Raw genomic sequence first — 11,368 nt, 5'->3', positions numbered from 1 at the left:
CCGCCCCGGCCGTCCCCGCGCCCCCCAGCAGACACATCGCCTGCAGCACCACCGCCCGCTTCCAAGTCGTCGCACGCCGCATCGCCTGGGCTCCTCTGTCACGTAAAATGGCATTCACAGCAAAACAGAAAAAACCTGAATCTACGCGGCCTTGCTCGGAAGACTCCAGTGTCCGGCGGATGAGCCTGTAGCCTGGGGCCCGGAGGAGAACCGGATGCTCGCCTGCGTGGACGTGGACTACCGCCCCGACGTCACCGTGGCCGCGTGCGTCCTCTTCCGCGCCTGGACGGACGGCAGGGAAGCAGCGCACCTGGTGGAACGGGGCCCGGTCGCGGCCCCCTACGAGCCCGGCCAGTTCTACCGCCGCGAGCTGCCGCACCTGCTGCGCGTGCTCGCCGACGTGCAGGAGCCGCTGGAGGCCATCGTCGTGGACGGCTACGTGTGGCTCGGAGAGGACAAGCCGGGCCTGGGCGCCCACCTCTACGAAGCGCTCTGCCGCGCGGTGCCTGTCATCGGCGTGGCGAAGACGCCCTATGTCACCACCGGCCCGGCCCTGCCCATCGTCCGGGGGCACAGCCTGCGTCCCCTGCTCGTCACCGCCATCGGCATGGAGACCGCGACGGCGGCGGAGCACATCCGGCGGATGCACGGCAAGTCGCGCATGCCGACGCTGCTCACGCAGGTGGACCGGCTGAGCCGTGAGCCCTGACTCCGGAACAATTCCACGAGAGACGCAGCACTGGACGGGCAAGGACGTGCTACCCCAGGCCCATGGACCGTCCCCGCCGCCCCGCCGCCGAACCCTTCGAGTTTCCGCCCGGCACCGCCTTCACCTGGCATTCGGAGAGTGACGAGCCCGCGCCCACGCGCCTGTCGCCCGTGGATGACGGACTCAGCGCCGACACCGCGCTCAAGCGCGTCCGCCGGGGCGAGTTCCTGCGCTACACCGGCGACTTCCACAACGCGAAGCAGCTGCTGGGCGCGCTGGGCCGGCGACTCGAAAAACGCTGGCAGGCCCGCTCACCGCTGGAGGCCTTCCGGGCCGAACGCCGGGCGCGGCAGCTCGAGCATGCGACGCTGTCGCGCATCGTCGTCGCGCTGGGCCGTGACTACCGCCTGGAGCTCGCGCGTGCACCGGATGTCGCGGAAGCGTGCCGTCAGGTCTGGGGCGAGCCCACGGAGGACTTCACCGTCGTTCCGCTCAAGCAGCTGCTCGGGATGCTCGGGGCCGCGGAGTGGCGGCGCAAGGGCCTGGAGGTGCCGGGGCTGAAGGGCCTGCTCCATCCGCACTACGGCGTCTATCTCCCCACGCGCACCGACTACGTGGAGCTGCTGTCGGCCGTGACGGACGTGAAGGGCAAGCACGTGTTCGACGTGGGCACCGGCACCGGCGTGCTGTCCTTCCTCCTCCTCCAGCGTGGAGCGGCGTCCGCGAAGGCCACGGACTGCGATTCCCGCGCGGTGGCGTGCGCACGGGAGAACGCGGAGCGGCTCGGCCTTTCGCAGCACTTCCAGGTGGCGGAGGCGGACCTGTTTCCGGAAGGCAAGGCGGACCTCGTCGTCTGCAACCCGCCATGGATCCCCGAGCCGCCCAAGAACCGGGTGGACCGCGCGGTGTTCGACGAAGACAGCCAGTTCCTGCGCCGCTTCCTGGAGGGGCTCCCCGCCGCGCTCACGCCGGGCGGAGAGGGATTGCTCATCCTGTCGGACCTGGCGGTGCTGCTGGGCCTGCGTCCGACCGGATGGATCGAGGAGCAGTTCGAGCGCTGCGGTCTGACGGTGGCATGGCGGAAGTCCACCCCGGCCCGGCACTCCAAGGCGAAGGACAAGGCAGACCCCTTGCACGCCGCGCGCTCCCAGGAGGTCACCACCCTCTACGGCCTCGTGCCCACCGTCAGGTAGCCAGGGGGTGCGGCCGGCACCATGACCTCGGTGGAGAGTCGCAGCTTCGAGAGATCGAAGCGGCTGCTCTCACCGAGCGCGAGGTCCATCTTGTATTGGTGAGAGCAGTCATTGCCTTGCCGCGGGAATCTTGTGTTGGCGCTGCGCAAGCCCATGGGCTTTCCCGAGGGTGGGAGAAATCCAGACGGGGGTCCGTGCTATCCCGAAGTCATGGCCCTGGGCCAGCTCACCGGAGAGACGTTCATGCGCATGTCTTTGATTCGGGGTTTCCGCCATCAGCGGCTTCGCGAACGGCCAACCGTTCATCGCCAGCGGTGCGTTCGGCACCAACGCGCCGAACGGCGGCATCGGCATCGCGCTGGGACGCATCGACACCGCATCGCACCCGAGCTGCCCCGTGGACCCGTCGGACTCGAAGGTGGAGTTCGCCATCGAGCGGTTCGCGTGGGACGACATCTCCGGGTCGGACATCCTGCACTGCGTGTCATTCGACAAGACGGCGCTGAACGGCGTGTGGAAGCTGCGCATTGGCATCTACGTGTCGTGCGTGGGCACGACGTGCAGCGCGTCCGCCTCGGTGGAGGATCCGGTCACGTTCGTGCAGTTCGGCGCGGTGTCCAGCAGCGGCATCGGGCTCGCGAACCCGAACCCGGCGCGCCGGCCCTGGTACGCGGTCACCAACTTCGCGGCCGAGCCGTTCAACTACAGCGCCACCTTCTGGGTGCGCGCGGAGTCGTACAACTCCTACTAAGCGCGAGCGCTCCGGGCCCGTCGCGTCAGCCCAGGAACGCCGCGATCTCGAACCAGCCCACGTCGACGACCTCCACGGAGATCGTCCGCGTGGCCAGCGCCACCCGCAGGCAGACGAAGTCCGCGCCGCCCTCCCGCCACAGGTTGGCGTAGAAGACCAGCTCCCGAGCATCCCGCCGCGGAGGTTCCCAGCGCGCCTGGCCCCGTTCTCCAATGGTGCCGCTGCGGATCACTTCCGGTCCCGGCTGATCCTCCGTGAGGTGCTTCAGGTCCTGCTCCGTGCGAGTCACCCGCACGTCAGGCAGCAGGTTCACCAGTTCCATCACCTCCTCGAGGCCGGTCTCTGAATCCAGCTCCGCCCGCGAGGCTCGCAGGAACGCATTCAGCCCTTCGAGGGTTGCCGGTGCCGGAACGAACGTCTCCTCCACCGCCCACCAGTCCCTGCCGTTGCCCCAGGCCACCTTCATCCCGAGCACCTCCGTCCAGCGCTTCGCCCCGATCTCCTCGAGCTTCGCGCGCAGGACGGGTTCTGCGTCGTAGAGTTCGTGAAAGCTCATCGCGGTGCATCCTCCGGCCGGAGCTGGATTATGGCCCGCGGCATGGCCCCCATGCGTTTTTCCGCGCTGGAGTCCGTGCCCTCCCCGGTGAGCGTGTGGCAGAGTCCCGCCGCTTGCATTCCTTCACGTTCGCGCATCGGTTCCGCGCCTGGCATGGCGTGCTCGGAGCCTTGTTTGTCTATACGCTGGTCTGCGTGTGGACCGCCTTCCGGGGCGGGCTGTTCGGGTTCCACGACCTCGCGCTCCTGAACGACCTGTTCGCGAACGGGGTGCACCACGACCGGCCCTTCTGGGTGACGGACGCGGACCTCAACCACCTCACCGTCCACTTCACGCCGACGCTGCTGTTGCTCATGCCGCTGTTCCTGCTGAGCGACTCGCAGTTCCTGTTCATCGTGCTGGGGCTGGTGGCGCTGTATGGCGCGGTCGCGCTCCAGGTCTGGTGCTTCGAGCGCATGGTCGAGGAGCGGGAGCTGTTCCCCGCCCCCTGGCGCCCCTGGACCAGTGCCGCCTTCGCGGCGTACCTGGGACTCAACCCCTTCGTGAAGACGGTCGCGCTCTCCGCGCACTTCGAGGTGTTCTTCCAGTTGGGTGCGACGGCGGTGCTCGTGCTCCTGCTGCGCGGTGCGCGGATGCGGTGGGTCCTGCCCATCGCGTTGCTCACGCTGGGCGTGCGCCCGGATGGAGGCCTGTTCCTCGCCTTCCAGTCGGCGGCGCTGCTGTTGCTACCTGCCGTGGCCCGTCCGCCGCGCGCGCAGCTCACGCGCAGGGCCCTCGGCGTGTCCGCGCTTTCGCTCGGATACCTCGCCCTCTGCGTCGCGGTGGTGCTGCCGGCGCTCGGGACGCCCTCGGGCACCCGCTTCTGGTCGCACTACGGCAGCACCTGGGGACAGGTGGCCATGACCGCGCTGGGCGACCCCGGGCGGGTGGTGCACGACGTGGCCACCAGCGGACTGGTGGTCTTCCAGCGTGGCTTCCTGTGGATCCAACTCCTCGCGCCCGCGGCCACGCTGCTCAGCACCGTTCCGGGCACGTTCTTCTTCATGGCGGAGGCGACGGACAAGCGGATGCTGTGGTTCTACAACTCCGCCTTCCTGCTGCCCGGGCTGGGCCTGTGCGCGGCGGCGGGCTTCGGCCAGCTCACCGTGCTCTGGCGGGGCGTGCTCGCGCGCGGGTGGGTTCCTCCCCGGACCGCGATGGCTCCCGCGCTGCTGCTCGCCGGGTTGGCGCTCGTCCAGGTCGCGCGCTTCGAGCGCACCGTGGGGGCTCCGCCCATGCGTCCCATGCCCCCGGTGGATTCCGATTTCCGCCAGGCCTTCGCGCGCCATGTCGAACCGTGTGCCTCGCGGCGCGTGGTGGCCACGGACTTCCACTCGGTCGTCTTCGTGCCCAACGACTACGACCGCTTCCTCCTCCACCACTACGAGCGGGCCCAGGTCGTACTCGTTCCACCGCGCGTGGATCCCCTGATGCTGGGAGCCCCGTCACGGGAGGCGTTCCTCGACACGCTCCTGCACGACTCCCGGTTCGAAGAGGTCGCGGAGCCAGGACCGGTCCGCGTCTTCGTCCGGACCGATGCGCGCGGCTGCGGCGCCTGAGGCGGTTCCAGCCCCACTCATCCCCCGCGCGTGGCCACCGCCAGGGCCGCCGGGATCTTCTCCCGCATCAGCGCCACGAACCTGCGCAGCCTCGCCGGGTGGAACCGCGCATGCGGGTAGAGCAGATACATGGGCAGGGGCGCGGCCCTCCATTGCGGCACCAGGTGCACGAGCCGGCCGCGCTGGAGGTCCTCCTGGAGCACCCAGGTCGAGCCCACGCAGACGCCCAGCCCCTTCACCGCGGCGCTGCACATGGCGTAGAGGCTGTCCGTGCTCACGCGCGGCTGGAAGGCGATGGGCTGGACCTCCCCGGTGGCCACGTGGGTCAGTGAGATTTCGTTGCGATAGAACGTGCGCAGGGACAGCCAGGGCAGCCTCGCGAGCTCGTCGGGGTGGGTCGGCACGGGGATTCCGGCCAGCACCGAGGGCGCGGCCGCGACGATGCGCGGTACCTCCGCCACGCGGATCGCCACCACGCTGGGGTCATGCACCTCTCCGACTTGGATCGCGCAGTCGATGCCGTCCGCGATGAAGTCCACCGCCCGGTCGTGCAGCAGCCACTCCACGGAGACCCGCGCGTGGCGGCCCAGGTATTCCGTCAGCGGCTCCACCAGCAACTGCTGCCCGAACGCATGGGGCACCACGACGCGCAGCGTGCCCTCCGGTTCGTCGCTCGCGCCGCGCAGGTCGGCCTCGAACATCTCCCAGCTGGCCAGCAGCTCCTTTGCCCGTTCGTAGCAGCGCGCGCCGTCCTCGGTGAGCTTCATCGCGTGGGTGGAGCGCTGCAGCAGCCGCAGCCCCAGCGAGCGCTCCAGCGCCTGGAGCCGGCGGCTCACCGTCGGCTGCGTGGTGCCCAGTTGCGCGGCGGCGGAGGACAGGCTCCCGGCGTCGACGATGCGGAGGAAGGTCTGCATCAGCTCGAGCCGGTCGGCGCTGGCGGGCGCCACGGGAGCGGGACGCTTCGACCGGGCCTGCCTTGAAGGGTTGGGCATGAAGAGAACCTGCTCCCAGCGGGGTGATACGCGAAACGTATAACCGCTGTACGGAGTACGCGTCTACCGCACCCTCTCCCTCTGGCGCACTGTTGCCTCATCGCGCAGTACCCGAGGTGAACGTCATGTCCTTCATTCGTGCCGTACATGGAACCGCCGGAAACGGCCCCCTCCCCTCGGCGGCCTCCACCGCAACGGCCCAGCCGGTGGCCGCCAGCGCGTCCCTGTCGAGCGGCCTGCGCCTGCTGCTGGCCGCGAGCGCCGGCCTGTCGGTGGCGTCCATCTATTACAGCCAGCCGATGCTGGGGGTGATGGGGTCCACCATCGGCGCCTCCGACACGGCGGTGGGGCTCGTGCCCATGCTCACGCAGCTGGGCTACGCGCTGGGCATCCTGCTGCTGACGCCGCTGGGTGACCGCTTCGACCGGCGCCGCATCATCCTCATCAAGGCCGGCCTGCTGAGTGTGGCCCTGCTGCTGGGCGGCATGGCCCCGGACATCCACCTGCTACTGGCGGTGAGCTTCGCGGTTGGCCTGACGGCGACCCTGGCGCAGGACATCGTGCCAGCCGCCGCGACCCTGGCCCCCGAGCATGAGCGCGGCAAGGTGGTGGGCACGGTGATGACCGGACTGCTGCTCGGCATCCTCCTGTCCCGCGTCATCAGCGGCGTGGTCGCCGAGCACTTCGGCTGGCGCGCCATGTACGGGGTCGCCGCCGCCAGCGTGGCCTTCATCGGCGTGGCGGCCTGGCGCGGCCTGCCCCGCTTCCGCCCGACCAACACGCTCTCCTACGGCGCCCTGCTCGGCTCGCTCGTCAGCCTGTGGCGCAAGTACGGCGCCCTTCGCCGGGCGGCGTTGGCGCAGGGGCTCATCTCCATTGGCTTCAGCGCGTTCTGGTCCACCCTCGCGGTGATGCTGCATGGCGCTCCGTTCCACCTGGGCAGCGCGGCGGCCGGTGCCTTCGGTCTGGCGGGCGCGGCGGGAGCGTTGGGTGCGCCGATCGCGGGCCGCATCGCGGATCGCTTCGGCCCTGAGGTCGTCACACGCCTGGGCGCCGGACTGACCGTCGTCTCCTTCGCCACGATGTTCGCGGCGCCGTGGCTGGAGCCGAATCACCGGCTGTGGCTGATTGGCGCCAGCGCGATCGGCTTCGACCTGGGTGCGCAGATCACGCTCGTAGCCCATCAGACCATCGTCTTCGGCATCGACCCCGCCGCACGCAGCCGGCTCAACGCGGTGCTGTTCGTCACCATGTTCATCGGCATGTCCATCGGCGCGGCGAGCGGCAGCCTGGTGCTGGCCCGGTGGGGATGGATGGCGGTGACGCTGCTGGCGACGGCCTCCGCGCTGGCGGCCCTGTGGGTCCGCCTGTTCCCCGCCGCGCGCACGCCCCAGGTGCGCTGAGGAAGCCACCAGGGTGGAAGAGGAGCCGGCACTCGCACCGCGAACCGGCTTCCCCTCCCTGACTGGAGAAACGCCGTGGCCTACTGCGCGGCCTGTTCCGACAGCAGCCGCACGTTGAGCGCGCCGTTGGCGAAGAACTGGCTGTTCTGCCCGACGCGATGCTGCTCCAGCCGGCGCTGGAGGTTGACGTCATAGCGGCCAAGCTTCATCAGCCCGTCGTTGAACCAGCCATCCCCTGCCCCCGTGCCATCCACGTACTCCGAATACACCTTGGGCGCGGGCCAGATGACGGTGTTGAGCGTCACGACGAACCTGCGGACGTCCGCGTCCGTCCACTCCATGCCCGCGTCGTGGGCCTCGACGATGAAGGCCAGCACGTTGTTGGCGTGTGCCACGTCCTGGCCGGGCTGGGTGTTCGTGCCCCACTTCTCACTCCAGAACCAGGCCGCCGGGTGGTCGGGGTTGGGCTCCATCTGCGCGCGCAGGGAGGACGGGAAGTTCGGCATGCCCTGGTTGATGTTGTCGAAGACCTCCAGGTAGCGGGCCCTCAGGTCGGCGCGGGTGGTCATCCTCGACAGGTCCATGGCGATGAAGGCCCAGTGCGCGGCCATGTGCGTGCGGTTGCGATAGAGGAAGTCATTCGCCCCGCGCATGAACCACTTCTCGAAGATGTTCTTCTCGGTGAACGCCAGCAGCCGGTCGTACTGCCTGCGGTAGGCGTCAGAGGCGTAGAGGTCCGGCGTCTCGCGGATGACGCGCAACAGGCGCGTCACGTAACGCCAGCAATAGCTCTCATACAACGGCACCTCCTGCCCGGACGGATCCGACAGCGACGAGGACCAGCCCAGATACCCGTCCCTGAACTGGCTGCGCGGAAGCGACGAGGAGACCCGGGCGGAGGCCACCAGGTTGTTGACGTAGAGCAGGGCGCGGTCGAGGTATGCCCTCTTCCCGGTGGCCCGGTACATCGCGGTGTTCGCGTCCAGGCCATAGGCCAGGTTGTAGAAGTCCCAGCTGTCGCGCGAGTTGCTCCAGGGCAGGAACGTCTGCATGTGCTCGCGCCCCCACGACTCCACGAACATCCCCTCCCAGACGGCGACAGGACGGAGGCCAGCGGGGGCCGGAGGCAGCGCGGGCGGGTTCGGTGGAGTCGCGTCTGTTTCAGGCGGGGAAGACGGATCCGCGGGAAGGGCCTGCGCTTCGGGGGTTTCAATCCGGCCCATGGCCTCACAGGCGCTGCACAGCAGCAGCGCGAGCATCAGGACCGGGAGCCGGAGCAAACGAGAGTTGCATGAGCAGCGGGGGTTCAACATCGGGGGGCCTCGCTTCAGGTCGATGTGGCCTGCAAGGGTAGGGGCGCCCCGGGACCGTCCCAATGCCCCTCAGGAGACGGCCGCGCTTCCAGGACAGGACGCCTACGTGCCCCCGGCGCTTGCCTCCCCGCGTCGTGATGTCTGGGGTTGGACAGGCGAAGTGTCCAGCACCGTCCGCTCACGCCGGAAGCGGTTCGATATGCGAGACACCGTCCACGGGCAGTGGGTGCGGACTGCCGCATTTTCAACCCGCGGTGAACTCGGCAACCTGTGCCCCTCAGCACGAACAAGAAGCTCTACGAAGGGCAGGCCACGAACGTCACCATCACTTCCCCGACAACGCTCCGGGGGATGCCGGGGCTGAAGTATGCTCCGCCGCCCCCAACAGGAAGGACCCGGCGGCACCATGCAAGAGCGTTCGGCTGGCACCTCGATGCGGGCCATGAGCCTGGGATTCGGCCTGGTCGCGGCCAGCATGTTGACGGCCCAGGTGGTGCTCTCGCGCCTCTTCGCGGGCACGATGACCTACTACTACGCCTTCATGCTCATCTCGCTGGCGATGCTCGGGCTGGCGTCGGGGGGGCTCCTGGCCCAGCTGGCCCACCGCTTCTTCACCCCCGAGCGCCTGCTCGGCCAGGTGGCGGTCCTGAGCCTGGCGGCGGGCATCTCCGGCTTCGTCGGCACCATGGGGATCCTCACCCTGCTGCCGCACGCGCGGTTCGGCGGCGCCTTCCAGGTCTATGCCCAGGAGTTCTGGCCCCTCGCGGCCATCTTCTGGTGCGCCTTCCCGCTGTTCTTCTTTGGCGGGCTCGTGGTCTCGCTCGTCCTGTCGCACAACCGCGAGCGCTTCCACCGCCTCTACGCGGTCGACCTGGTGTCGGCCGCGTTGGGCTGCGTCATCGCGGTGCTGCTCCTGAATACCCAGACGCCGGTGGAGGTCATGCTCGGCACGGTCGTCATCCTCCCCATGGTGGCGGCCATCCTGTTCGCGCTGGCGGGGAGGCTGCATTCCACGGCGTTCGCCGCCGTGGGGCTCACGGTCGCCTTCTTGCTGCTCGGCGGCTTCCTCTCGCAGGTCCCGTCCATCGCGCGGCCGCCGCACGTGAGCTGGCTGGGGCGGCCCACGGAGGTCTCGGAGTGGAACTCCATCTCCTCCGTCCGCGTGCACCCCTCCGCCTTCTTCACCTGGTCGCTCAGCGGGCGATACACCGGCCCGAGCTTCCGGATGAAGGACCTGATCATCGACGGCCTGGGGGGAACGCAGATCGTCAAGTTCAATGGCAGGCCCGAGTCGCTCAAGGACTACACCTACCTGGACCAGGACCTGACCGCGCTCGCGCACAAGCTGGTGCCGCCTGAAGGCCGCCAGCTCATCATCGGCCCGGGGGGTGGCGTGGACATCCTCCAGGCGGTGCGTCACGGCCGCAAGGACATCACCGCGGTGGAGATCAACCCACTGGTGGCGCGGGTGGTGAACGAGGACCTCGGGTCCTTCTCCGGCCGGCCCTACCGGCTCCCCGGTGTCCAGCTGCACATCGAGAACGGGCGCACCTTCATCAAGCGCGCCACCGAGCAGTGGGACCTCATCACCCTCACCTGGGTGGACACCGGAGGGAGCGCCACGGCGCTGGCGTTCAGCGAGAACTACCTCTACACGGTGGAGGCCTACCAGGAGTACTTCCAGCACCTGACACCCCATGGGTACATGGGCTTCCTGCGGGCGCTGGGCGAGGGCGAGGTGGTGCGCATCGACTCGATGCGGGGCCTGACGGTGGCGCGCGAGGCGCTGGAGAAGTCAGGCATCCAGGATCCGGGCAAGCACATGATGGTCGCGGCGGTGGCGAGCCCCCACTTCCCCCGTCCCATGTGCTTCGTGCTGGTGAAGCGCTCGCCCTTCACCGCGGCGGACGTGGCGGCCGCGCGGCAGCACCTGGAGGCGCTGGACTTCCAGGCCCTCTGGATGCCGGACGGCTCCGTCAACGCGGCCTCCATCCCCCAGCCCTTCACGCCCTTCGCGGGGTTGATCCACGCCATCATCACCCGTCCCGATCCGGAGCGGCTGTGGGCGGAGAGCCCATTGGACATCGCGCCCGCCACCGACAACAACCCGTTCTACTTCGTGGAGCGCGCGGGGCCCGCGCGAGCGGCCGGTACCGGTGTGCTGGAGTTGCGGCGGATGGTCGTCATCCTCCTGGCGCTGGTGGTGCCCTTCCTGCTGCTGCCGCTGTTCCAGCTGGCGCGGCAGACCGGGCGGCTGGGCACTTCCGGCTGGGCGGCGTTGGGCTACTTCTCGCTGTTGGGCGTGGCCTTCATGCTCGTGGAGATGGAGTTCTTCCACGTCTTCGCGCTCGCGTTGGGAAGCCCCACCATCACCTTCGCCACGGTGCTGGCCAGCATGCTGGTCGCCAGCGGGGTGGGCAGCCTGTTCGCGCAGCGGCTCTCCCGCGCCAGGCCGGCCTTGACGGGCGCGGTCTTCGTCGCGCTCGCCGTGGGGCTGGGGGCCTTCCTGTCCCTCAAGGGACCGGTGTTGCAGGCGGTGGTCGGACTGCCGCTCTCCACGCGCATCGTCCTTTCGGCCGTGATCATCGCGCCGCTGTCCTTCCTCATGGGACTCCCCATGGCCCTCGGCATGTCCCTGATCAGCCGCCGGAGGGACCTGGTGCAGTGGGGCTGGGCGCTCAATGGCGTGTTCTCGGTGCTGGCCAGCGCCGCGGCCCTCATCGTGGCCATCCACTTCGGGACGGCCGTCACCTTCGGCCTGGGCATCGCGTGCTACCTGGGCGCGGGCATCCTGGCCTGGGTGATGCGGCGGACGCCGGTGCCGGAGACCGAGCAGGAGGCCCCGCCCCAGCC

General features: G+C 69.3%; 10 protein-coding genes. 6 read left to right on the top strand and 4 right to left on the bottom strand.

Going from position 1 to position 11,368, the window contains the following annotated elements; translation table 11 throughout:
• The first annotated feature begins 214 nt into the window (after positions 1–214).
• Positions 215–709 carry an endonuclease V gene (locus D7X32_RS39930; RefSeq protein ID WP_120607760.1) on the top strand — a complete coding sequence of 165 codons (495 nt, stop codon included), beginning with the start codon at positions 215–217 and terminating at the stop codon, positions 707–709.
• A 62-nt stretch (positions 710–771) separates the two neighbouring features.
• On the top strand, positions 772–1,902 hold the full coding sequence (locus D7X32_RS39925; protein ID WP_120607759.1) for a 50S ribosomal protein L11 methyltransferase: 1,131 nt from the start codon (positions 772–774) through the stop codon (positions 1,900–1,902).
• 108 nt (positions 1,903–2,010) lie between these two features.
• Here the strand turns inward: D7X32_RS39925 and D7X32_RS45180 are convergent, their stop codons facing one another.
• Positions 2,011–2,277, bottom strand: a complete 267-nt coding sequence (locus tag D7X32_RS45180) for a hypothetical protein (protein ID WP_147450459.1) — start codon at positions 2,275–2,277, stop codon at positions 2,011–2,013.
• A 22-nt stretch (positions 2,278–2,299) separates the two neighbouring features.
• Between D7X32_RS45180 and D7X32_RS39920 the strand changes: the two genes are divergently transcribed.
• Entirely contained in the window at positions 2,300–2,653 is a 354-nt protein-coding gene (locus D7X32_RS39920; protein ID WP_120607758.1) for a hypothetical protein, read from the top strand.
• A gap of 25 nt (positions 2,654–2,678) precedes the next feature.
• On the opposite strand, the gene D7X32_RS39915 is transcribed toward D7X32_RS39920, so the two are convergent.
• Positions 2,679–3,209 (bottom strand): hypothetical protein, encoded by a 531-nt coding sequence (locus tag D7X32_RS39915; RefSeq protein WP_244239448.1) that lies wholly within the window; start codon positions 3,207–3,209, stop codon positions 2,679–2,681.
• A 113-nt stretch (positions 3,210–3,322) separates the two neighbouring features.
• Here D7X32_RS39915 and D7X32_RS39910 point away from each other — a divergent pair, with 113 nt between their 5' ends.
• On the top strand, positions 3,323–4,807 hold the full coding sequence (locus D7X32_RS39910) for a hypothetical protein (RefSeq protein ID WP_147450458.1): 1,485 nt from the start codon (positions 3,323–3,325) through the stop codon (positions 4,805–4,807).
• Between the two features lie 17 nt (positions 4,808–4,824).
• On the opposite strand, the gene D7X32_RS39905 is transcribed toward D7X32_RS39910, so the two are convergent.
• Complete coding sequence (locus tag D7X32_RS39905; protein WP_120607756.1) at positions 4,825–5,799, bottom strand: LysR family transcriptional regulator; 975 nt, start codon at positions 5,797–5,799, stop codon at positions 4,825–4,827.
• 125 nt (positions 5,800–5,924) lie between these two features.
• Here D7X32_RS39905 and D7X32_RS39900 point away from each other — a divergent pair, with 125 nt between their 5' ends.
• Entirely contained in the window at positions 5,925–7,202 is a 1,278-nt protein-coding gene (locus D7X32_RS39900; RefSeq protein WP_120607755.1) for an MFS transporter, read from the top strand.
• Between the two features lie 80 nt (positions 7,203–7,282).
• On the opposite strand, the gene D7X32_RS39895 is transcribed toward D7X32_RS39900, so the two are convergent.
• Complete coding sequence (locus tag D7X32_RS39895) at positions 7,283–8,482, bottom strand: hypothetical protein (RefSeq protein WP_244239447.1); 1,200 nt, start codon at positions 8,480–8,482, stop codon at positions 7,283–7,285.
• A 475-nt stretch (positions 8,483–8,957) separates the two neighbouring features.
• Here D7X32_RS39895 and D7X32_RS39890 point away from each other — a divergent pair.
• Positions 8,958–11,368 (top strand): spermine/spermidine synthase domain-containing protein (locus D7X32_RS39890; protein WP_158625846.1); only part of this gene is annotated, 2,411 nt, incomplete at its 3' end.

Origin of the sequence: Corallococcus carmarthensis, from assembly GCF_003611695.1 — a bacterium.
Lineage (GTDB): Bacteria > Myxococcota > Myxococcia > Myxococcales > Myxococcaceae > Corallococcus > Corallococcus carmarthensis.
This window is presented reverse-complemented; position numbering and strand designations above follow the sequence as displayed.

Excerpts from the sequence above, each read along its gene's own strand:
- D7X32_RS39930 (WP_120607760.1), top strand. The coding sequence starts at position 215 with ATGCTCGCCTGCGTGGACGTGGACTACCGCCCCGACGTCACCGTGGCC.
- D7X32_RS39925 (WP_120607759.1), top strand. The coding sequence starts at position 772 with ATGGACCGTCCCCGCCGCCCCGCCGCCGAACCCTTCGAGTTTCCGCCC.
- D7X32_RS39915 (WP_244239448.1), bottom strand. The coding sequence starts at position 3,209 with ATGAGCTTTCACGAACTCTACGACGCAGAACCCGTCCTGCGCGCGAAG.
- D7X32_RS39905 (WP_120607756.1), bottom strand. The coding sequence starts at position 5,799 with ATGCCCAACCCTTCAAGGCAGGCCCGGTCGAAGCGTCCCGCTCCCGTG.
- D7X32_RS39900 (WP_120607755.1), top strand. The coding sequence starts at position 5,925 with ATGTCCTTCATTCGTGCCGTACATGGAACCGCCGGAAACGGCCCCCTC.